Annotated in this window: 25 protein-coding genes and 1 tRNA gene; 17 read left to right on the forward strand and 9 right to left on the reverse strand. The window is 32.6% G+C overall.

Annotation, left to right across the window (positions count from 1 at the left end):
• Positions 1-454 precede the first annotated feature (454 nt).
• From DFQ02_RS11475 to DFQ02_RS11500, 6 genes are all read right to left on the reverse strand, one after another.
• Positions 455-1,144 (reverse strand): toxin-antitoxin system YwqK family antitoxin, encoded by a 690-nt coding sequence (locus DFQ02_RS11475; RefSeq protein ID WP_116524575.1) that lies wholly within the window; start codon positions 1,142-1,144, stop codon positions 455-457.
• 174 nt (positions 1,145-1,318) lie between these two features.
• Positions 1,319-3,226, reverse strand: coding sequence for a membrane protein insertase YidC (gene yidC, locus DFQ02_RS11480; RefSeq protein WP_116524576.1), 1,908 nt, complete (start codon positions 3,224-3,226; stop codon positions 1,319-1,321).
• Positions 3,227-3,317: 91 nt separating this feature from the next.
• Positions 3,318-4,955: a CTP synthase gene (locus DFQ02_RS11485; RefSeq protein ID WP_116524577.1), complete on the reverse strand. Its 1,638-nt coding sequence runs from the start codon at positions 4,953-4,955 to the stop codon at positions 3,318-3,320.
• A 105-nt stretch (positions 4,956-5,060) separates the two neighbouring features.
• On the reverse strand, positions 5,061-6,374 hold the full coding sequence (murA, locus tag DFQ02_RS11490) for a UDP-N-acetylglucosamine 1-carboxyvinyltransferase (RefSeq protein ID WP_116524578.1): 1,314 nt from the start codon (positions 6,372-6,374) through the stop codon (positions 5,061-5,063).
• Positions 6,375-6,475: 101 nt separating this feature from the next.
• Positions 6,476-7,111 (reverse strand): DUF4290 domain-containing protein, encoded by a 636-nt coding sequence (locus DFQ02_RS11495; RefSeq protein ID WP_116524579.1) that lies wholly within the window; start codon positions 7,109-7,111, stop codon positions 6,476-6,478.
• Positions 7,112-7,177: 66 nt separating this feature from the next.
• The gene (locus DFQ02_RS11500; protein WP_116524580.1) at positions 7,178-7,471 is read right to left on the reverse strand and encodes a DUF493 family protein; all 294 of its coding nucleotides are present in this window, start codon (positions 7,469-7,471) and stop codon (positions 7,178-7,180) included.
• A 220-nt stretch (positions 7,472-7,691) separates the two neighbouring features.
• Between DFQ02_RS11500 and DFQ02_RS11505 the strand changes: the two genes are divergently transcribed.
• The 5 genes from DFQ02_RS11505 to DFQ02_RS11525 all read left to right on the forward strand — a co-directional run bounded on the left by DFQ02_RS11505 (position 7,692) and on the right by DFQ02_RS11525 (position 12,226).
• A complete protein-coding gene (locus DFQ02_RS11505; protein ID WP_116524581.1) occupies positions 7,692-8,225 on the forward strand; it encodes an AAA family ATPase in 534 nt (177 codons plus the stop codon).
• Between the two features lie 8 nt (positions 8,226-8,233).
• The gene (locus tag DFQ02_RS11510; RefSeq protein WP_116524582.1) at positions 8,234-10,132 is read left to right on the forward strand and encodes a RecQ family ATP-dependent DNA helicase; all 1,899 of its coding nucleotides are present in this window, start codon (positions 8,234-8,236) and stop codon (positions 10,130-10,132) included.
• A 2-nt stretch (positions 10,133-10,134) separates the two neighbouring features.
• Positions 10,135-11,082, forward strand: a complete 948-nt coding sequence (gene fmt, locus DFQ02_RS11515; protein ID WP_116524583.1) for a methionyl-tRNA formyltransferase — start codon at positions 10,135-10,137, stop codon at positions 11,080-11,082.
• 189 nt (positions 11,083-11,271) lie between these two features.
• Entirely contained in the window at positions 11,272-11,544 is a 273-nt protein-coding gene (locus DFQ02_RS11520; protein ID WP_116524584.1) for an HU family DNA-binding protein, read from the forward strand.
• Positions 11,545-11,665: 121 nt separating this feature from the next.
• A complete protein-coding gene (locus tag DFQ02_RS11525; protein WP_116524585.1) occupies positions 11,666-12,226 on the forward strand; it encodes a YqgE/AlgH family protein in 561 nt (186 codons plus the stop codon).
• Here the strand turns inward: DFQ02_RS11525 and DFQ02_RS11530 are convergent.
• Both DFQ02_RS11530 and DFQ02_RS11535 read right to left on the reverse strand, forming a co-directional pair.
• Complete coding sequence (locus tag DFQ02_RS11530) at positions 12,223-13,062, reverse strand: aminotransferase class IV (protein ID WP_116524586.1); 840 nt, start codon at positions 13,060-13,062, stop codon at positions 12,223-12,225. The two genes, DFQ02_RS11525 and DFQ02_RS11530, sit on opposite strands and share 4 nt — an antisense overlap.
• 65 nt (positions 13,063-13,127) lie before the next feature.
• Positions 13,128-13,520, reverse strand: a complete 393-nt coding sequence (locus DFQ02_RS11535) for an START-like domain-containing protein (RefSeq protein WP_116524612.1) — start codon at positions 13,518-13,520, stop codon at positions 13,128-13,130.
• 132 nt (positions 13,521-13,652) lie between these two features.
• Here DFQ02_RS11535 and DFQ02_RS11540 point away from each other — a divergent pair.
• From DFQ02_RS11540 to DFQ02_RS11550, 3 genes are all read left to right on the forward strand, one after another.
• Positions 13,653-13,726, forward strand: a tRNA-Met gene (locus DFQ02_RS11540).
• Positions 13,727-13,781: 55 nt separating this feature from the next.
• A complete protein-coding gene (locus tag DFQ02_RS11545; RefSeq protein ID WP_116524587.1) occupies positions 13,782-15,107 on the forward strand; it encodes a tyrosine-type recombinase/integrase in 1,326 nt (441 codons plus the stop codon).
• Positions 15,100-15,816 (forward strand): hypothetical protein, encoded by a 717-nt coding sequence (locus DFQ02_RS11550; protein WP_147297767.1) that lies wholly within the window; start codon positions 15,100-15,102, stop codon positions 15,814-15,816. The genes DFQ02_RS11545 and DFQ02_RS11550 overlap by 8 nt, the downstream gene beginning before the upstream one ends.
• Positions 15,817-16,446: 630 nt before the next feature.
• Here DFQ02_RS11550 and DFQ02_RS11555 read toward each other — a convergent pair.
• Entirely contained in the window at positions 16,447-16,824 is a 378-nt protein-coding gene (locus DFQ02_RS11555) for a hypothetical protein (RefSeq protein WP_116524589.1), read from the reverse strand.
• An 84-nt stretch (positions 16,825-16,908) separates the two neighbouring features.
• Between DFQ02_RS11555 and xerA the strand changes: the two genes are divergently transcribed.
• The 9 genes from xerA to DFQ02_RS11600 all read left to right on the forward strand — a co-directional run bounded on the left by xerA (position 16,909) and on the right by DFQ02_RS11600 (position 23,998).
• The gene (xerA, locus tag DFQ02_RS11560) at positions 16,909-18,039 is read left to right on the forward strand and encodes a site-specific tyrosine recombinase/integron integrase (RefSeq protein WP_116524590.1); all 1,131 of its coding nucleotides are present in this window, start codon (positions 16,909-16,911) and stop codon (positions 18,037-18,039) included.
• A gap of 92 nt (positions 18,040-18,131) precedes the next feature.
• The gene (locus DFQ02_RS11565) at positions 18,132-18,839 is read left to right on the forward strand and encodes a hypothetical protein (protein WP_116524591.1); all 708 of its coding nucleotides are present in this window, start codon (positions 18,132-18,134) and stop codon (positions 18,837-18,839) included.
• A gap of 187 nt (positions 18,840-19,026) precedes the next feature.
• On the forward strand, positions 19,027-19,575 hold the full coding sequence (locus DFQ02_RS11570) for a hypothetical protein (RefSeq protein WP_116524592.1): 549 nt from the start codon (positions 19,027-19,029) through the stop codon (positions 19,573-19,575).
• Between the two features lie 163 nt (positions 19,576-19,738).
• Positions 19,739-20,203, forward strand: a complete 465-nt coding sequence (locus tag DFQ02_RS11575; RefSeq protein ID WP_147297768.1) for a hypothetical protein — start codon at positions 19,739-19,741, stop codon at positions 20,201-20,203.
• Positions 20,204-20,373: 170 nt separating this feature from the next.
• Entirely contained in the window at positions 20,374-20,940 is a 567-nt protein-coding gene (locus DFQ02_RS11580; protein WP_116524594.1) for a hypothetical protein, read from the forward strand.
• A 252-nt stretch (positions 20,941-21,192) separates the two neighbouring features.
• Positions 21,193-21,867, forward strand: a complete 675-nt coding sequence (locus DFQ02_RS11585) for a toxin-antitoxin system YwqK family antitoxin (RefSeq protein WP_116524595.1) — start codon at positions 21,193-21,195, stop codon at positions 21,865-21,867.
• Between the two features lie 162 nt (positions 21,868-22,029).
• On the forward strand, positions 22,030-22,593 hold the full coding sequence (locus tag DFQ02_RS11590) for a hypothetical protein (protein WP_113966841.1): 564 nt from the start codon (positions 22,030-22,032) through the stop codon (positions 22,591-22,593).
• A gap of 151 nt (positions 22,594-22,744) precedes the next feature.
• Positions 22,745-23,437: a hypothetical protein gene (locus tag DFQ02_RS11595; protein WP_147297769.1), complete on the forward strand. Its 693-nt coding sequence runs from the start codon at positions 22,745-22,747 to the stop codon at positions 23,435-23,437.
• A gap of 189 nt (positions 23,438-23,626) precedes the next feature.
• Positions 23,627-23,998, forward strand: coding sequence for a transposase (locus DFQ02_RS11600; protein WP_099567889.1), 372 nt, complete (start codon positions 23,627-23,629; stop codon positions 23,996-23,998).
• Positions 23,999-24,054 lie beyond the last annotated feature (56 nt).

Genomic DNA, 24,054 nt, shown 5'->3' on the forward strand with positions numbered 1-24,054 from the left:
AAAAATTAAGAGGCTTTTTTCCTTACAATAACAAGAAATATAATGGTTCAAAAGAATGTGTGTAAAAATATAGCAACATCTTAAAAATAAGCCAAAAATTATACGAGATTATATACCATTACAATTATTTTTTTGTTTATTTTTTTTGTAAATTTATTAAACAAAATATATTGAAACGATTAAAAAAACTATAAGGTATAGATATAACAGCAAGTATTTAAGGTGGAACAACCTTATGTAGGATTCTAACAACTGATAGGCAACATATTAATTGCTGTTGATGTTAAAGCTTAAAATGATGTTATAAATACAATCAATAAGGTTGTTTTCCACCACTACCTTAATAAAGAAAAATCTTTATTTGTTTGTTTGATTTGTTAGTTGGTTAGTTCGTAGACAATACAATCTCTCTCTCAAAATCAGAATTGTCTATGAAAAAGAAGGCTTCCTTTAATTAGGAAGCTTTCTTTTTATGGCTGAAATCTTTTTCTTCAGTTAATTCACCATTTTCATAGTACTTCCAGACACCATGTTTCTTGCCATTTTTATAAATTCCTTCAGCAATTAACTCTCCTTTAGGGTTGTAAAACTTTGAAACGCCATGTAATTCTCCATTTTTATAAAAAAAATGTTTAAGAACAACATTTTTAAGGGAATACCACTTAGCCTCTCCTTCTAGTTTACCAAACTGATAATAAGCCGACTCTGCTACCTGTCCATTATCATAAAAAACTAATCGTTTTCCGTGTAAATCCCCATCTTCATTATAGTGCTCAACAGTCATTAATTTATCCGTATTATTATGGTAGTATTTCCATTTACCAATAAACTTCTTTCCATTCATCTTACCCTCACTAATAACCTTTCCTTTTGAACTAAAAAAAGTTACCTCAGCCGTATGATCATTTTCATTAAAAAACTTAGATGCTGTCAGTACCGATTGCCCTTTTATATTCTTGTAAAATTTAAAAGTACCAACTTCTTTCCCATGTTGAAATTGTCCTTCATATCTAAGTACTTTAGTGTTATCAAAATTCTTTTTCCATATACCGTGGCGCTTTCCACTTTCGTCAAACTGGTTTATGGTTTGCCCCGATATTGAAAAGGAAATAAACAAAAATAAAATCAGATTTAATTGCTTCATAAACACTCTTAAAAAATATAAATTTTGAATAAATAAAATGACATCATATAAACGAAAAATAGTTTTTTAAATTGTAGATAACAATAAAGCTACCAAACTAAGTGAACAGTTAGATCACATTTGGTAGCTCTAAAATTTATGCAATGAGAACCTGAAACATGTTTAGGTTACAAACTATCTTTTTCTCTTTTGCTGCGCTTGTTTTTGTTTTTCAGCCTGCTCCATCATTTCTTTCATTCTAGCTTGAAATTTACTTTGCTTTCTTGGTTTCTTCTTATTCTCTTGAATTTGAGCATGAATTTTATCTTCATCAAGAATATAATTCTTAATAACTAAAATAATCCCAATACTAATCAAGTTTGAAATAAAATAATACAAACTCAATCCAGATGCGTAATTATTAAAGAAAAACAACATCATAATGGGCGAGAAATACATCATATATTTCATCATTTTACCCATATCTGGCATACCTTCTTGTTGTGGTGCCGTTTGCATATTTTGTCCGGTTGTTAATCGCATATAAAAGAAAATAGCGATGGATGCTAAAATTGGGAACAAACTCATATGATTTCCATAGAAAGAAGAAATAATTGGAATTTTAGTATCCCAAGTAAGTATCGAATCATAAGACGATAAATCTTCTGCCCACAAGAAACTTTTTTGTCTTAAATCAAACGCCGATGGAAAAAACTGGAATAAGGCATAAAATACTGGCAACTGTATTAATGCGGGCAAACAACCAGATAACGGGCTTGCACCTGCTTTGGTTTGCAATGCCATGGTCTCTTGCTGCGCTTTCATTTTGTTGTCTTTGTACTTCTCACGTATAGCATCTAACTCTGGCTTTAGAATCTTCATCTTAGCCTGAGACAAAAATTGCTTATACTGTACAAATGATAAACATATTTTTACCAAAATAGTCATAACCACAATAGCAATACCATAAGGCATTAGACTTCCTAAAAAGCTAAACAAAGGCATAAACAGGTAACGGTTTATCCAACCAAAAATACCCCAGCCTAGTGGCACCATTTCATCAAGATTTCTATTGTAAGCATTAAGAGTTCTAAACTCACTGGGGCCATAATACCAATTCATGTTGTAGTTAAGTTCACCTCCTTTTAATTCTAAAGGTATTTTGGAAGTGAATCGTTTGGTATACAAAGTATCTACTGCTTCATCTTCAACTAAATTTTTAGAAGTAATCTGCGTAGTTTTAAAAGCTGTATCTGTTAATAGTATGGAGGAAAAAAAGTGTTGCTTGTAACCTATCCAGGTTACATCAGTTAAAGTTTCATCGGCATCACGCATCCCAGTGTAATCATCCTTTCCTCCTTCATATTCGTAATGAATATCGGTATATCGATTTTCATAAGAAATACTTTTTGCATGACGATATCCTTTAAGGGTCCAATCTAAATTAATTTGTTGCGAACTATTAAAAACATCTCCCAACCCTTGTGAGCGTATGGTGAAATCCATCATGTAGTCGCCATATTTGATATCATATCGATATTCTAAAAACTTAGTCTCTGAAACCTTAAGCTTCATAGATACTACTGTACCACCTTCATTTTTGGTTATGGTAGGCTCAAAATATAAATCCTGTGTGTTTAAAATTCTACTATCTGTAGTCCCGAAATTAATATTAAAAGTCGTATTGTTATCTTTTACTAAGTAAATGGGGTCGTCTTTAAAATCAACAAACTCTTTTAATCTTACTTCTGAAAGATAGCCTCCTTTATTATTAAACTTAAGTGCCAAAAGGTCACTCTCAACAAGCGTTTCTTCATCAGAGCCTTTTAAAGCAGAATACGCAAAGGCCCCTAATTTGTTTTGTAAAGCTATGTGCTGAAGCGAATCAACATCAGTGCCAATAACATAATCTGTAGCCGAAGTAATTTTAGTTTGTTCTTGCTCTTTTGCTTTTTGTTCTGCAGCTATTTGCTCTTGCTTTTCTTTTTCCTGTGCCTCTAACTCTTCAGGTGTTGGCTGATTTTGCCATAGCATATAAGCCAAAATTCCGAAAATAAGCACAAAGCCTATAATGGAATTAATATCTAACTTTTTTTCTTCCATATTTTAATTGGTGTCATTCTTGGCGTGAACTCAATATGACAAATCTTAATTAGTTACCAAGTTTTGTTATTAATCAAAAAACTGTCCAATTCTAGTTTCGTGCCATACTGACACCCTTTTGTTTGCTTTTATATTTAAGTGCTGCCGCTACAAAAGCCACAAATAGAGGATGTGGATTTGCAACCGTGCTCTTATATTCTGGGTGATACTGAACACCTACAAACCATGGATGTTCTGGTATTTCTATAATTTCTACTAAACCTGTATCTGGGTTTAATCCTGTAGCAATCATACCAGCAGCTTCCATTTGAGCTTTGTAATTACCATTAAATTCATAACGATGTCTATGACGCTCTTTAATGGTCTCTGCTTTGTAAATATCTCTTACCAAACTACCTAATTTCAAGTCACAAGCCCAAGCTCCCAAACGCATGGTACCACCTTTATCGGTAATAGATTTTTGCTCTTCCATTAAATCAATAACGGCATTTTTAGTTGCTGTATTCATTTCGGTTGAATCGGCATCTTTAATACCCAAAACATTTCGTGCAAATTCAATAACTGCCATTTGCATACCTAAACATATACCTAAAAAAGGGATGTTGTTTTCACGTACAAACCTAACAGCATCTATTTTTCCTTCAATGCCGCGTTCACCAAAACCAGGTGCTACTAAAACACCATCTAAATGAGCTAACTTAACTTCAATATTGTCGCTATTTAAATATTCAGAATGAATAGACTCTATGTTTACCTTAACCTCATTAGCTGCTCCTGCGTGAATAAATGCCTCTAGAATTGATTTGTAAGAATCTTGTAGTTCTACATATTTACCAATAAGGCCAATGGTAACCTCTGTTTTTGGATTTTTATGCCGTTTTAAAAATTCATTCCATTTAGCTACATCAGGTTCTGTACATTTTAAGTTCAATTTCTTTAAAACTACCTTATCAAGCCCTTCTTTCAACATTAAATTTGGAACATCATAAATAGTAGAGGCGTCTATAGATTCAATAACAGATTCCTGGGTTACGTTACAGAACAATGCTAATTTCCGTTTTAAATCTTCAGGTAAATGATGCTCTGTTCTACAAACTAATATATCAGCTTGAACCCCACTTTCCATTAAGGTTTTTACACTGTGTTGGGTAGGTTTAGTTTTAAGTTCACCAGCCGCAGATAAGTAGGGCACCAAAGTTAAATGTACTACAATACCATTATTTTCTCCTAAATCCCAACGTAATTGACGTACTGCTTCTATGTATGGCAGCGATTCAATATCACCTACTGTACCACCAATTTCGGTAATAACAATATCATAATCACCAGAATTCCCTAATAATTGAATACGATGTTTAATTTCATCTGTAATATGAGGAACCACCTGAACCGTTTTTCCTAGAAATTTACCTTTTCGTTCTTTTCGAATAACACTTTGGTAAATACGACCCGTAGTTACATTATTGGCTTGACTTGTAGGCGTGTTTAAAAAGCGTTCATAATGACCTAAGTCTAAATCGGTTTCGGCACCATCTTCAGTAACATAACATTCTCCATGCTCATAAGGGTTTAAGGTTCCTGGATCTACGTTAATATACGGGTCTAATTTTTGTATGGTAACACGGTATCCTTGAGACTGAAGCAATTTTGCAAGAGATGCTGCTATAATACCTTTTCCTAGAGAAGATGTAACCCCACCGGTTACGAAAATGTACTTTGTGTTTGTCATGTTGCGCTTTTAAACGCAGGCAAATTTACAAAATTAAAATAGTTATTACCGAATAAGTTTTTAGTATTTTAGGGTAGTTTTCAACAAATATCAGACAAATAGAACCTAAGCATCAATCCGCTCAATATGAGCCCCAATAGCTCGTAAACGCTCATCAATGTTTTCGTAACCACGATCAATCTGCTCAATGTTCATTATGGTTGATGTGCCTTTTGCTGATAATGCCGCTATAAGCAATGAAACCCCTGCACGAATATCGGGCGAGGTCATTGTTGTAGCTTTCAATGTAGATTTAAAATCATGACCAATAACAGTAGCTCTGTGCGGATCACACAATATAATTTTTGCACCCATATCAATGAGTTTATCTACAAAGAACAAACGACTTTCAAACATTTTTTGATGAATCAGAACACTTCCTCTAGCCTGGGTAGCTACCACCAGTATAATACTCAATAAATCTGGTGTAAACCCGGGCCATGGGGCATCTGAGATGGTTAAAATGGAGCCATCAATAAAATTTTGAATCTCGTATCCATTGGTATGAGCAGGTATATGAATATCGTCTCCTTGTTTTTCAACAGTAATACCCAATTTTCTAAACACGTTGGGAATGAGACCTAAGTCATCCCAAGAAACATCTTTTATAGTTAACTCACTCTTAGTCATGGCTGCTAAACCTATCCAACTACCAATTTCTATCATATCAGGTAGCATGGTATGCTCTGTACCTCCCAAGCTATCAACACCGTCAATTATTAGCATGTTAGACCCCACACCGCTAATTTTGGCCCCCATTCTGTTAAGCATTTTGCAAAGTTGTTGCAAATAGGGTTCACACGCTGCATTATATATGGTCGTTTGGCCTTCTGCTAAAACAGCTGCCATTACTATATTGGCTGTTCCCGTTACAGAGGCTTCCTCTAAAAGCATATAGGCTCCTTTTAGTTTATTGGCTTCAACGCCATAAAACTGATCCTCTTTACTATAACCAAACTTAGCCCCTAGTTTAATGAATCCTTCAAAATGCGTATCTAATCTTCGGCGGCCAATTTTATCACCTCCAGGCTTAGGAATATAACCTCTTCCAAATCGGGCTAATAAAGGCCCCACAATCATTATAGAGCCACGTAGCCCTCTTCCGTCTTCTTTAAATTCATCCGATTCTAAATACTCTAAATTTAAGTCATCTGCTTGAAAGGAATAGGCACCCTTAGTAAGCTGCGCAACCTTTACCCCTAGTTTTTTTAATAAACTTATTAGTTTATTAACATCGACAATATCGGGTATGTTATTTATAGTAACTTTTTTGGGAGTTAGTAAAACGGCACATAATATTTGTAAAGCCTCGTTTTTGGCGCCTTGTGGTTTTATGCTTCCTTTTAGCTGATGACCACCTTCAATTTTAAATACTCCCATGCTTTACTTTATAATCGAGGTTTAAATATTCGAGGTCTACTCTCAAATTAAAATTAGTTTCCTATCAAATCACTCTTATAATTATACAAAGATTATCTTACTTAATAGCGTTTTCTTTGTCTGCCTTGTTTTTTGTGATGTCCTTTTTTTGCTGAATATTTGCTCTTAGCACGCATTAAACTTGAAGATTCTGACAAATTTTCTTCTGAATTTCTAAGGTTAATTTTTCCACCAGACAATTCAAACAAATGATCATAAATAACAATGTCTTCAACGGTGTCTTTGTTCCAATTTAAAAAACACTTTTTCATATGGTTTGCTATGGTGTATGTTAAAGCTTCCTTTAATTCACCATCTTCCCATGTATTAGCAACGTCTATCATTGTTTTAATATTGTTTCCGTAGAAACGATACTTTGGGTGATTTTGCGGATATTTTAAAGGCTCAGGGCGTTCTGACAGCAACTCCTTGGTTGGTTTTTCATAAGGCGAATCTACGTCTAATTCGAAATTAGACATGATAAAAAGCTGATCCCAAAGTTTATGCTGAAAATCTGGTACGTCTCTTAAATGTGGCTGCATATTACCCATAACCGAAATAATGGCTTTAGCTATTTTGTTTCGCTCTTCTCTATTGCTAACAGCTTTAGCTTGATTAATCATTTTTTGCATGTGCCGACCATATTCTGGTATGATTAAATGCTCACGCTCTGTATTGTATTCTAAAGTATTTGTCAAAATAAATGTGTGGAATTAAAAATTATGCACGTAGTTATTTATGCTTTCGCAAAATACAAAAAAAATCTAAAGACTTATTACGCCTTCAATTTTTTCTGCTACTTCTTTATATTTTTCAATAACGGAACTAGGATCTCTCATTAATAAGTTCACAGAAACACTTGTGTAGTTACCATTTTTAGATTCAACAGTGTTAATTACAGCCCCCATATTATCAAATATAGCCTCTAATTTGGCTAATTTTTCACTATTTGATTTCACAATAAATTTATACAAATATTCAGTTGGCCAACTAGAGGTTTCGTAAAGTTGGCTTCTTAATTTATTGTAAAACTCTTCTGATTTTGATGATGAATCCATAGCAATTTTATACGCTGCAAAAGTACGTGATTTTTTTATTGAAAAACTTATGAAATACTCAAAAAATTTATAATTTGACTAATCAAAACTAAACTTTGTACTTTAATAAAAAGAAGTTTTGATAGAAGAAACATATACTCTCTAAAATCATTCTTTTTAAGTTGAACACTATTTTTTTTATCGAATCTAAATTCCGATTTTTACACTAAAAATATACCGTTTGGGAACTAAAAAAGTTGTTATAACCGGTGGACCTGGAACCGGAAAATCTACACTCATAAATGAACTCAGAAAACAAGGGTTTGTTTGTTTTGAAGAAATTTCCAGACAAGTTATTATTGAGGCTCAAAAGGAAGGTATTGACCAACTTTTTCTAGAAAACCCAATGTTGTTTAGCGAACGGCTTTTAGATGGCAGACATCAACAGTTTATTGAAGCTTCAATAACTAAATCTAACATCGTGTTTTTGGATCGAGGCGTTCATGATGTATTGGCTTACATGGATTTTATTGGTGATAGTTACCCAAAAAGCTTTGTAGATATATGTAAAACCAGTGTTTATGATGTGACCTTTATTTTAAGTCCTTGGGAAGCTATTTACAAAAAAGATAATGAACGTTACGAAAGCTTTGAACAAGCGCTTAAAATTCACAACCACCTTTTACGCACTTACAAATCTTACAACTATAATTTAATTGATGTACCTTTTGGAACGGTTAAAGAACGTACTGGTTTTATTTTAAATGCGTTATAAGAAGCTATATGGAGCATCCAATTAACATACTAGAACGCTATTGGAAATTTACCTCGTTTAAAAACAATCAAGAAGCTATCATCAACGCTGTTATTGGAGGTGAGGACACTTTTGTGCTTTTACCAACTGGTGGTGGAAAATCGTTATGTTACCAAATACCTGCTTTAGTTAAAGAAGGTATTTGTATTGTTATCTCCCCGCTCATTGCCTTAATGAAAGACCAAGTTCAAGCTTTAAATAACAAGGGTATCAAAGCTTTGGCTATCACGAGTGGAATTTCCTATAATGATTTAGATACGCTTTTAGATAATTGTATTTATGGAAACTATAAGTTTTTATACTTATCACCAGAGCGTTTACAACAAGAAGTGGTTCAGGATAGGATAAGACAGATGCATGTGAATTTAATTGCTGTTGATGAAGCTCACTGTATCTCACAATGGGGTAATGATTTTAGACCTGCTTACAAAAATATTACTTTGCTGCGAAGACTTCAACCCTCAGTAAATGTTGTTGCTCTAACAGCTTCGGCAAAAAAAGAAGTGGTTCAGGATATTATAAATGAGCTAGATTTTATTCAACCAAAAATATTTAAGCAGTCATTTTTAAGACCCAATCTTGGGTATATGGTGTATCATGAGAATGATAAGTATTATAGGTTAGAGACCATTCTAAAAAAATACACACAATCTTCTATCATCTATGTGCGAAATAGAAAAATGACTTTAGAGGTAAGTCAGTTTCTAGAATTGAAAAATATCACAGCTACCTATTACCACGGTGGACTCCCCAACGAAGAAAAAGCATCTAATATGTCCGCTTGGTTAAACAACCAAAAACAGGTCATGGTAGCTACCAATGCCTTTGGTATGGGTATTGATAAACCTGATGTAAAAACAGTAATACATATTAACTTACCTGAAAGTATTGAAAGTTACTTTCAAGAGGCAGGAAGAGTAGGAAGAAATGGTGAAAAAGCGTTTGCAGTTATCTTAAAAAACGATAGCGACGCTCAATTGGTGAAGAACCAGTTTTTAAATGTACTACCCACCGTAGATTTTGTAAAACAAGTATATAGAAAATTGTGTAACTACTTTCAAATATCATATGGTGAAGGAGGCTATACCACTTACGATTTCAACTTTAATGCCTTTTGTAAAACTTACCAGTTTGGTACTATTTTGTGCTACAACGCTCTACAATTGCTAGATCGAAACAGTGTTATCAATCTTTCCAAACAGTTTAAAAATAAAGTAACCGCTCAATTTATCATGCCTAATACGGCTATTTTTGACTACTTAGATAATCATTCAGAGTTAAGCTTAATTGTAAAATCTATGTTGAGAATGTATGGTGGCATATTTGATCACGAAACTAAAATAAACACTTTAAGAATATCTGAAAAAGCATCAGTAACTGAGGTTTCGTTAATTAACGCTTTAAAAAGGCTAGAAAAAGACCATGTTATTACTCTAAATTTAGCTAAAACCGATGCGCAAATCACGTTTATTGAACCAAGAGAAGATGACAAAACCATCAATAGAATTGCAGCAGTGATAGAGCAACAAAATAAAATAAAACAACAACAAGTTAAAGCTATGCTTAATTATGTTGAAAATGAAATTGTTTGCAAGAGCATGCAGCTACTCTCCTATTTTGGTGAAAAAGATCTAGAACCTTGCGGAGTTTGTTCAGTGTGTATATCTTCACAAAAAAAGACTTCAACGGTTGATATTTCAACATTGAAAAACCGTATTATTGAACGCTTAAAAGCAAGCGATTTATCATCACGCGCACTCGTTGCTAGTTTAGACTGTTCTGATAAAGACTTAAAAACCGTTTTGAAACTTTTATTAGAGCATAATATTATTAGCATGACGCCAAAAAATACTTATAAATTAAATTAATAATGAAGAACTTAAGAATTGTTTTTATGGGCACACCAGATTTTGCAGTAGCCACGTTAAAAGCATTAGTAGACAATCAATATAACATTGTTGGTGTTATTACTGCTCCAGACAAGCCCGCTGGAAGAGGGCGAAAGTTAAATGAAAGTGCCGTAAAAAAATATGCTAGAGAAAATAATCTTAACATACTACAGCCCATAAACCTCAAAAGCGAAGATTTTTTAGAAGAACTTAAAAATCTTGGGGCTAACCTACAAATTGTCGTAGCCTTTAGAATGCTACCCAAAGCGGTATGGCAAATGCCAGAATATGGCACTTTTAATTTGCATGCCTCTCTTTTACCAAATTACCGTGGTGCTGCTCCCATAAATTGGGCCATCATTAATGGTGAAACCAAAACAGGAGTATCTACGTTCTTTATTGATGAAAAAATTGATACTGGTGAAATGATTCTTCAAGATCAAGTTGATATTCATCCTGAAGAAAATGCAGGAAGTTTGCATGATAAATTAATGACAATAGGAAGTAAACTTGTTTTAAAAACCGTTGCCTTAATTGAAAATGGCAATGTAAAAACCAAACCACAAATTGACACCAATGATATTAAAACAGCTTATAAACTCCATAGAGATAATTGTAAAATAGATTGGAATGACTCCATTGAAAATATTTATAATTTAATAAGAGGCTTGAGTCCATATCCAGCCGCATGGTGTTCTTTGCTAAACGGAGAAGATGAATTAGATGTTAAAATTTATAAAACTGAAAAAGAAATTTCATCGCATTCTGAAGAAACAGGCACTATTATTTCAACTAAAAATGAATTAAAGATATGTGTGTCAAATGGATATATAAATATCTTAGAAATGAAGCTCCCAGGTAAGCGTGCCATGGATATAAAATCTCTATTAAATGGCTACACGTTTAAACCAAATGCCAAAATGCGCTAAACCCTTGATTCTACTGTTATTTCAAAAACTTCGGTGAAATACATATCCTTTATTAACAAAAGACTTAAGTTATTAACAAATGTATGCATTTCCCTTGCTATTACTTGCATGATTACATAATCCGTATAAATTTGTAGAGGATTTAACAAAAAATGTTTAACCAATTTATTAATAATTAAATTTTATATTATGAACAAAACAGATTTAATCGATGCAATGGCAGAACATGCAGGAATCACTAAAGCAGCTGCAAAAAAAGCTTTAGAGTGTGCACTTATTGAAATTGAAGGTGCTTTACAAAAAGGTAACCGCGTTTCTTTAGTAGGATTTGGTTCTTGGTCAGTTTCTAAAAGAGCTGCAAGAGAAGGAAGAAACCCTCAAACTGGAGAGACTATTAAAATTAAAGCTAAAAAAGTGGTTAAATTTAAGGCTGGTTCAGATTTATCGAATGCTGTTAACTAAATTATTATCCATTATAACTTTAAAAAGCCTTCAAAAATTTGAAGGCTTTTTTTGTGTTCAAATTTTAAAAGTTGTTTTTTTAATAAATAAATATTAGATTTAGTTGTTAATTCCTCAAAGCATGACAACAATAACGCCTAAAAAAGGAGATTTATTAATAGCCGAACCTTCCATAATTGGAGATGTGTCTTTTAATAGATCTATTGTTCTCATTGCAGACCATTCCGACGAAGGTTCTATAGGTTTTATTCTCAACAAACCACTAGATTATGCTATTAATGAATTGGTTCCTGAAATTGATGCCAACTTCAAAGTTTATAATGGTGGCCCCGTTGAACAAGACAACTTATATTTTATTCATAAAATTCCCGAATTAATTCCAGATAGTATTGAAATTTCTTTAGGAATTTACTGGGGTGGTGATTTTAAAAAAGTTGTTAAACTCATTGAAGAAGGCAACATCAAGGAAAACGATTTAAAATTCTTTTTAGGCTATTCTGGTTGGGACGCCACTCAGCTTGAGAATGAGCTTAAAGCAAACTCTTGGGTAGTTGCTGAAAATGTTTACAAGCAGAATATTATTGAAAAAGACTATAAATCGTTTTGGAAAGAGAAAATGCTAGAGTTTGGAGGTGAATACAGCATATGGTCCAATGCACCAGAAAACCCTAACTACAACTAGTTTAACCTAATTGCTACGTTTAGTTTCCCTATCAACACTTTAGAGACTTCACTACTAAACATTTTTTTTCTATATTTTGATATGGGTTGGATGCCCACAATCACATTGGTAATAAAAATCTCATCAGCTTTTTGAAGTTCAAAAGGCGATACAGATGCTTCTAAAATTTCATAACCCTCTACTTTTTTTAGAATGTCAATAATTTGTTTTCGCATAATGCCTTTTAAACAACCATCATTAACTGGTGGTGTTTTAACAGTAGTTCCTTTCACTACAAATATATTACCGTTTAGAGCCTCAATAATTTGTTTATTGGTGTTTAAAATAAAACAGTTGTTAAGCTTGTTTTCTTTTGCAAAAATACTTCCCACAACATTTAAAGCTTTATTATTAGTTTTTAATGTTGATAATAAACTTGGCGATACATAATAATCTTTGAACAAATCAACTTCATAAAAACTATCATTCAAGGTATAAAACTCATCCTGAATTTGCTTTACTGAAATAATAAATCCAACATCATTTGAATTTGGAGTATACAACCCATCAGAATTCCTAAACACAGTAAGTTTTGCTCTAGCAGATTTAGATAGAGCGTTAGCTTCAATAGTTTTAAGAATTTGCTCTTCCATATATTCCATAGTAAAATTCATTGGAATTTCCATGCGCATAATACGCATGGAGGCCATTAATCTAAAATAATGATCTTCTAAAAAAAGTACTTTATTGTGACTTACTTTTATAGTTTCAAAAAGAGCATCTCCATAGGCAAACCCTCTATTTTCTATTGAAAGTATATTGTTATTATCTAAAATATTTCCGTTGAAATTTATCATAAAAAATCCCGTCCAAATTCTTAATCAGGACGGGGCAAATATAATTTAATTATATGATTTAAAATTTACACAGATCCTAGCACATGCTTTAAATCTGATATTTGATTTTCCCAAAGCATTTTAGCTTCATCAATTTCATCTTCCTCAGCAAAATCGGTAACCATTAAGGATACATCTTTGGTAATTTCATCAACTTGAATTCGTATTTCAAAATAACTCGATAGACCGTCTTCTTCATCAGATACCCATCTAAATTTAACACGCTCACCACTTTTTTTGCTCAACAATTTGGCTTGCTCTTCACTATCATCCCAAAAAAAAGTAAATAGTTCTCCACGAGAATTTACATTATCTGAAAACCATTCAGACAAACCAGAAGGTGTTGAAATATATTGATATAATAATTGAGGTGATGCGTGAATAGGAAATTCAAGATCAAATCTAACTTTATCGTCCATAACTACTTTTGAAAATTTAATGTTGCCCAATATATACATTAATTGATAAGTATTGCAATAAATTTTAATAATATTTTGCCTAACTAATATTTGCTGACAATAGAATTGTTTTTATATTTGCAGCCACAAAATGGCGAGGTAGCTCAGTTGGTTAGAGCGTCGGATTCATAACCCGGAGGTCTCGAGTTCAAATCTCGATCTCGCTACAAAATAAAAGTCCAGCAAATACAACGGTTTAGGTTTTCTCTAAACCGTTTTTTTATGCTTACCTCCAAACAAATTCTTAAATTTGCATACGATTTTGAATACGAAAGTGCATACGATTTGTCCCAAACAAAAAACTTTACCAATCCTAAAATCTATATAGCCAACGGTGACATCACCAAGCGTTGGTATGTCTATTTTTCTTTCCGTGATCCTTCTACTGGAAAGCTAAAGCGCATGACGCCATTTTATGGCGAAGCCTTCAAATATAAGACCAAGGGCGAGCGTATGGAAGTGCTTTCCGTGTACCGCAAGGTTTTATTAAGGCTATTGAGGCAAGGCTATAATCCTTTTGAGGACAATACCGAACTCCATAACAGGTTACAGTCTAAAAAAACCAAGAAAAAAGAAAATATTGAAGTCGTTACCGAGGTCAAAGAGGTCAATGAAGCGCCATTACCAGAGACTCCAAGGATGACCTTAAAGGAAGCCTTTGATTTTGGCCTCAAGCTCAAGGAAAATGTCGTCAGCGTTAGAACCAAAAAAGATTATGAAGGTAAGATCAATGTCTTTTTAGCTTGGATGGAAAAAGAGCATCCCGATATCAAGTCTATTGATGCCCTCAGTAAAAAAATGGTCTTGGGATTTCTGAATCACATTCTAGGGAAAACCTCTGCAAGGAATAGAAATAACTATAGAACGGATTTAAGCAGTATCATGCAGGTGTTGGAGGATAATGAAATCATACCCAATAACTTTATTAAGAATATACCGGTTCTAAAGTCTAAGCCCCAACGCCATAAAACATTTTCAAAGGAGACCCAAGAAGCTATCTTTGATCATTTAAAAGATAAAGACCCTATCCTATTATTATATATTAAGTTTGTATTGTATGGTCTGTTAAGACCTATTGAGGTCTGTAGGGTAAAAGTCAAGGACATCAACCCAATCAATAAGACCGTTCAGTATAAAGCCAAGAACAGTGCCTTAAAAACCAGGATCATTCCCAAAATACTATGGGACGATCTGCCTGATTTATCAAAGTTAAATGGTGATGACTTTTTGTTCACACCAACCCAAATAGGTGGCAATTGGGAAACCGATGAGACCAACAAACGGGACTTTTTCTCAAAACGTTTTAGAAAAGTGGTCAAGCAGCCCCTTGGACTAGGAAAGGATTATGGTCTGTATAGTTTTAGGCATACCAGTATAACTATGTTATATAGGGCATTGGTAAAGGAATCCTCGCCTTTTAAGGCCAAGAGCGAACTGATGCTCATCACGGGGCATACCTCGATGGCCGCACTGGAAAAATACTTGAGGAACATTGATGCTGGTTTGGCATCGGATTACTCAGAAATGTTAATACACCCTAATGACTAAACCATCCTTATATCAGTTCTATCTTTACTTGATCCCAAACCTAATTAGGGAACTCTATTTCTTTATACCGGAGGAAGAGATCCTTATGGTTCCTAAGGACAAAATGGATGCTTTTAAAAAGCACATTGCATTAAACGAGATTTATGTCTTCGACTACCATAAGGGTCCAGTGCCGTATACAGAGGATAGAAATACAACAGAGATACTTGCAAAGGCCAACAAATTGGAAGCTAATTTGTTTAGCCTAAAAGAAAAGCAAGATGGTACAAACGAAGAAGGGTTCAACTATGTATTGGGCAAGTACTTTAAAATGGTGGAGACATTGATTTACTTTTCTGATTGGATGTACAGGCATCTAAACAAGTATACGGTTACAACCAAAGAAGTTGAAGACAAATTCTATTTTCAGTATTTGAACTTTAAAAATCACTCGGAATATCTGGAACAGGAATTTCATCAAAACATGGTATCCGATCCAAAAAACAACTTTGATAAAAGCGACATTATCGATGCCTGTTTTGAAGATGTATCGAACAGTTTTGATGCTGTAAAATTAACCCGACCTACAAAACCTGATTCCCTTACCAGATCAAAAGATGATATTTTAAAGACAGATGAAAAACAAGTCGAAAAACCAAAACCACCTCTTGTTACAGAAGCAGAAGCTGAAAGATTATTGTTAGAAAAGTATTTTAATATTGAAAAATGATGACAGAAGTCATCAAAAAAAATGATAAATCGAACCATTGATAATCAATTTTGAACCATTGATTTTGAAAATCGAACCATTGATGAGCCTCTGGCGAACCATTGATTGAACCATTGATAAACGCATATTAGATTACTATTGTAATCAAAAAATGCCCTTAAAACACCTTTCAAGTTTGTGAAGAAACCCTTGCTAAATTTTCAAGATACCCTTGCAATATCCTTGCTGGTCCTAAAATAGATGACATCTGAAATCAAAAACGGTTTTTAGCTGCATAGGAGATATTAATGAACTAAAGCCAGTTATAAATGGAGCTAGATATTTCTTGGTTAATAATATTCATAAAGATATATGAGATACATCCTTATTATGATATTGAAACTGGTAATGTGGTTTACTTATTAAAGTAAAAATAAACTATAAAATTATTGTTGAAACAGTTTTATAATATGAAAAACTGATGACAGAAGTCATCAAAAAAATGATAAATCGAACCATTGATTTTGAAAATCGAACCGTTGACGAACCCTTGATTGAACCCTTGATTTTTATATTTTTGACGACTTTTGTAGTCAAAAAACTAGGTTTTTATGATATTTCTTCTCGTAATTTAAAAAATTATTGAAAAGACTAATTCATATAATCCTGCCAGTGTATTAAAACATACTTTTCTACATTATGTTCCTTTACCTTTAGAAACCCGAACTCATATACAAAAAGATATACATCGCCTTTTTGGTTTTTCCAATAATGGGTGAAAAAGTTCGGGTTAAAGCCTTGCCCTAATAAAACCTTGGATCTAACCGTTGCCTTGCCCGCTTTATTATAACTTTTTAAAATACGACGGTTAAGCCTTAATTGATTGTCTACTTTATTATAAAATCGTGGCGCCTCCTCCTGCGATTTCTTGTAGTGATAGGAACTTTTACAATGTAGATCACAGAACTTTTTATCTATTCTCCCTTTCAGTTCCTTTTTACAGGCCAAACAAACTCTTTTTACTGTCATAAAATAAAATTAATCGAATATTATACGAATACTATTCGTGTAACATTCGAATATAATGTTTTTATGGGTTAACTTTATAAAAAAATGGATCTTAAACAGCACATAACCCTTAAACATCTGTTAATTGATAATAAACGTTGCATTGGTCTTAAATTCTATGCTAATAAAGCCATTCAAATTATTATAAATGAACTTAGTGGCGTACAATGGAGCAAGGAGTTCACAATGCACTACGTCCCTAACACGAAGCACAACCTAAATGAAATTTTTAGATTCTTTAAAGGGGTTGCATGGATAGACACAAAATATTTCTTTGAAAAAAACAGATCCAAAGCACTTAACGAAACCTTTGATGCGTCATGGGTCTACAAAAGAAATCGCGACGCTAACTACAGGTTCTGCCCAGAGAATTATCTAAAAAAACTCGAACTGAAGAAATATGCTAATAATACCGTAAAAACATATGTGTCCTGCTTTGAGAATTTTATCAACTATTTCGATGCTTCCAATATAGACAACCTCAATGAAAACGATATTAGAAACTATCTGGAGTATTTGGTTAAAATGGATCGATCAGATTCCTATATCAATCAATCCATTAACAGTATAAAGTTCTATTATGAAACGGTGTTAGGAATGCCAAACAGATTTTATAGTATTGAAAGGCCAAGAAAATCTAAAAAACTACCTGTTGTTTTATCAAAGTCCAACATTCATTCCATTATCGACCATACAAATAATATCAAGCATAAGTGTATTGTTAGTCTTCTATATTCTGCCGGGCTCAGAAGATCAGAACTGTTGAACCTAAAACTAACGGATATCGATAGTAAAAGAATGCTTATTAGGGTAAGGGACGCAAAGGGCAACAAGGACAGGTATACCTTGCTCTCTCAATCTGTTTTGAAAGACCTTAGGATTTATTACAAGCAATATAAACCTAAAACATTTCTTTTCGAAGGACAGTTCAAGGAGCAATACAGCGCCAATAGTGTTGGAAAAATAGTCTCTAGTGCCGCTATTAATGCTGGTATTAAAGTTAAGGTAAGCGCACATATTTTAAGACATAGTTTTGCTACACATTTACTCGAATCTGGTGTTGATATAAGACATATTCAATTGCTATTGGGACACAACTCAACCAAAACCACAGAAATCTATACCCATGTTGCAAAAAGCAGCTTTGATTTTATAAAAAACCCTCTAGATCTGTAAGTATTTATGTATATTTGAGTGTATATATAGTAAAAATAAACACACTAGTGTGTTTATTCACTTGTTGTGTTTAATTTAAAAGACACCGATAGATGAAAGGATATTTTCGGAAAATAAAATATTGGATTAGCGACAGACTACACCAACGGAATCACGACCGTGAAGCTAACCGCCTCAATTCCGAAATAGAAAATCGTTACTATAAATCAAAATCGACTGACATAATTGAAATTCTGAAAGAACTTGACCAAAAAGCAGGTTTAAGTTCTTACGACATAGTGCCTTTCTTAAAGAAAAAAGGATTAATGCCATATAAGTACTCGCTTGTTGAAAAAGGTAGCGGTGGAGCAATAACTGACCGACATAGAAACGATGAACTTTTTAAGGAGCTTGAACAACTTAACTTTATAAGAATAATAGAAAACAATCTATTTTCGACATCTAAAGGAATAAAATTTAAAACATCAGCAGAAGAATGCATTTTAAAAGTTAAGTTATTGCCTAAAGGAATTGATTATTTGACCGAACATAATAAAAGAAAAAAGGATTATAAATTTGCTATTGTAACTATAATATTACTATCTCTAACAGCTTTGTTTTCAATCCCTCAAGCATGTAATAATTGGGAGCAATATCAAACATTAAAGGATTCCAAGAAAAACACCGAGATAAGCAAATCCAAGACCGATATAAAAGAGAATGACAGCCCAAGCAAAAAAATAGACAATAAGCTCGAAAGTAGAGAAGAAACCGAACTCGTAATAAAACCAATACTTGAACCGACTAAACAAACCGAATGAAAATTTAATAAAAACTAAACACAACAAAGGCTATAATTCATTGCTATTGCTAGCGTACTTGCGAAAAACCTCTGTTAAAATTACGCCGTTGCCAACCAACTAAAAACAGCCCCGAACCACGCAACGGCTTAATAGCCGAGACCGTTGGCATACATTTAAAATAAAGTAACAAAAATTCGGAAATAACATGACCGATAATCAAATCCAAAATTGGATAAAAATACTTTCTCAATCTAATAGTGAGTATTTTTTACTAAAAAAGAAATTAAGTTTAGATAGCGATTTAGAAGAACAAGCAAAAGTTCTATCTGAAAATCTTGATATAGATTACCTTGAAAAAGAACTTGGACTTGTAGTTCGGTTTCTATCAAAAAACAAGAACGCTAATATTATAAAATTATCTATTAAAGGGAATGAAGTTGTAAATGTCGGTGGTTGGGTTAAATATAATGAAAAAGAAAAATCTAAAAAACGTTCTCAAAAAATAAAAGAGGAATTAAAATATTGGGCAGGAATAGTTATACCTTTTTGTATGTTATTAATTGCTTTTTGGAAGTTTAAAACGGAAACCAAAGATATGAAGAATAATATAGTACAAGAATTACAAGATACACAAAAAATAGAGCAACAAGAACTAAAAAGTAATATTCAAATTTTATCCAAAAGAGTGGATAGCGTTTCCTTAACGATTGAACAAATGACTGATACTTTGAATAAACCGAACGAAAAAAATTAAAAACGTATGCCAACACCGTATAAAATTAATTGCTTAAACTTTTTTTTACTTTGGAAAGGACTTTCCTTTTTCAAAGTAGTTGCTGTCTATTTTATTAGTGATTGCATACGCAACTAATCTTATACAATCACGTTAGCAAACATTTAAAAACCAATCGTTACGAATGAAAACACTATTGATTTTAATATCATTTCTATTTCTAACTAATTCAAATGTTATGCATCAAGACAGAATATTAAAACTTGATGAAAACGGAAATATAATTGGTTTACCGAAAGAATTTAGTCCAGCAAAATTTGACTTGAATAAAAAAATACTAAGAATAAATGATAAGGAAATTATTTTTCCTAAATGCTTGAATTATTACTTTGAAGAACATAAAAATCCTCAGCTGAATTTATCCGCTTCTTGGTATCACTCAAAAGAAATTATGCCATATTATCTGAATTTTAAGATTTCGGATAAGAGTGTAAATTATGGATATACAATTTTGGTTGATTTAGAAACTTTGGAATTAATTTATGTAAACAAATCAATTACAAAAGGAAATACGACATACAATCCGGAAATAGAATTAGAAGAAAAATGTCTAACTGAATATAAAAGCGGAATTAGAACTTTGAATTAACGAACAAATAAAAAACGATTTGCTAACAACGTATAAAATTAATTGCTTGGTACGAGCCTACTTACGAAAATCCTCGCGGATTTTCTATTCGGTTTGTATTTGCTAAATTCGTTGCTTAACCACGCAACTAATCTTATACAAGACCGTTGTGTGTAATGCTGACCAAAATTATGGGAATATTTGACTTTTTGAAATTTAGAGATAATTCAAGACCATCAAGAAAGCATATTTCGTTTTCAAATTCGGCATTGGAAATAATTGGAAATTTAGTAGAAAAAAAAGGATTTGAATTTTATCGAAAAAAGATTGAAACTTACTTTACAACTATAATTTGGCGGAAAGAAAAACAGTATGTAAAATTAACTGCATCTGATTTCCCAACTGATTATCCATTTACCTATGACATAAAACTTGGAGAAGGAAATTGCGATGATTTTTTTGAATCTGAATGGGATTCCATTTCGATTTCTGATATTCAAAGATTATCTGAACCGAATAAAAAATATAATGGATATGACTTTCCAAAGAAGAGTGAATTTGGAGAAAGTCTGGGAAAGGCGAAAACTGATTTGTCGGAATTCGGAAATGGATTCTTAAATGGAAAATTGGAATTGTTCTATAAAGCACGAATATTGACAAACGGAGAAAATAAACCTGAAAAAATAATTAAAAAAGATAAAAACGGAAAAGTAATTGTTGAACTGTTGCCTTATAACATAAATAAGAAAAACGACTGAAATAAAGCACATACACACAACAACGTGTATATTCAATTGCTAGCTTTTAGCCTACTTGGGAAAATCCTCGCGGATTTTCCTATCAGTAATTATTTACTTACTTTTAGCTAAACAAAATCGCAACTGAAAATATACACAAAAACGTTGTGTGTAATTTGAGAAACCGTTTACTAATTCAAAAGTATAGTTTACTCATTGTGATTTTTCTGAATTATAAAACTGATTTATTTTCGAGAAACTAAATGATAAAAAATGAAATCACTTCTTTCAATAATATTTCTGACTTTTATTTCAAACTTGTATGCTCAAGAACATAAATTCGAATATGGAAATGAAATTTATATGGACTATCACTACAATTGTTCAATTGATTATGGATATACTTTCAAAGAAAAATTACCAGATGGAAAATACATCGCTTATTCATCTAGTAATCCAGAATTGATATTAGTAGAAGCTTTTTACAAAGACAAAAGAAAAAGCGGAAAATGGAAAATCTATAATCCTTACGAAAAACAAACTGAATTCAATGATTACGAAAACGGAAAACTGATTTCAGAAAAACTGATTGACAGTCTTGGACAAACTTTACTAGAAATCAAGCATATAAATAAAGAACAGTTTGGCGATTATTATAACTACTTTGACAATGGACAATTAAAGCGTTCTGAAAGATTTAGAAGACATAAACGAAAGTCAACACAAGTAATAACTGAATATTACAAAAATGGTAATGTAAAAAGTATTATTCGTTACCTAAACAACGGAGCAAATACAAAACCAATTGGAAAATGGGAAACCTATTACGAGAACGGACAACCTAAATCGAAAAAAGAATACGGAAAGAATTGGAGAGAAATCGGAATTTGGAAAGAATGGAATGAGAAAGGCGAAATTACAAGTGAAATCAATAAAGACGGAAAATAAAAAACTACACACAACACCGTGTAAAAATAATTGCTTGGTTCTTGCCTACTCGGAAAATCCTGCGGATTTTCAGTTTGGTGTGTACTTGCAAAGTTAAGTACTAAACCACGCAACTACTCATAGCCGAGACCGTTGTAGCACATTAGACCAAACCAAAAACGAATGAACAAAACTATAGTACTATTACTAATATTGACAATCGGAATTATATCCTGTAAAAACTCTGAAAAGGAAATTGACAGAGTTGAAATTACTAAACAATACTTTAAGATTCTTGACAATTCGGACTACTCTAAAATATCGGAATCGTTTGCGGATAGTATAAAAACAATAGAAGGAGAACATAAAAATACATATTCTATAAAAGAATATTTGGAGGTTTTAAAATGGGATTCTGTTTTTGAACCTAACTATGAAATACTTGAAATTGAACAAAAAGATGGAATTGTCAAAGCAAAAATTTCAAAAATGGACAAAAGAATCTTTTTTCTTCACGAAAAACCATTTATAACAAATCAAATTATTAAGTTTCAAAAAGATAAAATAATCAGTATAGAAACAGATTACCTGAACTTTGATTATCCGACTTGGGAAAAAAATAAAAATGGACTTTTGAGCTGGATTGACAAAAACAACCCTGAATTAAATGGATTCATAAACGACCTGACTGAAGATGGTGGAATGAAATTCCTTAAAGCAATGGAATTATATAAAAACAAAAAATAACGTGCTACAACACCGTATAAAATTAATTGCTAGTTCAAGCCTACTTACGAAAATCCTTGCGGATTTTCTATTCGGTTTGTATTTGCTAAATTCGTTGCTAAACCACGCAACTAATCTTATACAAAACCGTTGGCAAACATATGACTGCACAATGAAATTCGTCAATCTAATTATAATTTTACTTCTGACTTTTAGTTGTTCAAACGAAAAAGAAATAGCGGAATTTGAAAAGGTTTTAGGAAAAGAAAACAGTGAAACTCTGACTTATCTTGTAAACGATTTTGAGTCTGATTTTCTCAAAAGACAATATCCGAATTTAGAAACTAAAAAAGCCTACAAACAATTCCTGACCGAATTATCAAAAGGACAAACTGAATACTGGAAAAAAATCTCGGAAAGGAGTAGAGAATATCTTGAAAAAAGTAATTTGAGATTAGAAATTTACAGCGTACCAGATTCAATTTGGATTGAACGTGACCCAGAAAAACTGACTTTGAGTTTTAGCGACGTTCCAATGTTAAAGATTAAACGAAAATATTTAATGCCAGATGGAACATTTGGATACAGTACCTCTGAATCATCATTTAACTATAGAGAACCAATCAATGAAGATTCAATTATTGAATCTCGAAAAAATTGGATTGATATAAATTATGTTGGTAGTTATTCGAGAGCATTAAATTCAATATCAAACAAATCGGATTTTCTAATTGATTATCTCGATATACGAGAAGCAGCTGGAACGATTGACCCAAGACTTATTGCTGACCGAATGCTCGAAACAAAAGTGGATTTGAATGACTATTTTATAAAACGATTAATAATAACAGAAATAGTCTATTAAGAATAAAATACGTTTGCCAACACCGTGTATAGCTCATTGCGGCTGAATTCCTAATCGGAATTCATTGCAATTTGCTATCTTTCGGTTACGGCGGAAAATCATAGCTGATTTACCGCAACGAGCCATACACAAACACGTTACCCAACATTTTGACCCGTCCTGAATAAAGGCTACATAATTTCAAACATTATGTACAAAAATGACAAAGTAATCAGACGGTATTCAGAACCTTTTAAACTGAAAATTTTAGACGAACTTACAACAGGAAAACTAAACAAATATCAACTAGGGAAAGCCTACGGTATTGCACCAACCACCATTAATGAATGGATTAAGAAGTATAACCGTAAAGACCTTATGAACACCAGAATAACTGTGAAAACCAAAGACGAAATAACACGTATTAAAGAACTTCAAAAAGAGATTGAACAGCTAAAAAAATTGTTGTTAAAGAAAGATCTGGATGCTATGATTCAAGATTCATACCTGGAAGTGGCTGCAGAAGACCTTGGCTATAAATCGGTTGCTGAACTAAAAAAAAAGCTAAATATAGAGCGGTAAATAAAACTAAAGACAAAGCTAAAGGATTTGCGTCTTTAACAACTATTTGTATGTCT

Origin of the sequence: Seonamhaeicola aphaedonensis, assembly GCF_003386195.1 — a bacterium.
Classification (GTDB): Bacteria; Bacteroidota; Bacteroidia; order Flavobacteriales; family Flavobacteriaceae; genus Seonamhaeicola; species Seonamhaeicola aphaedonensis.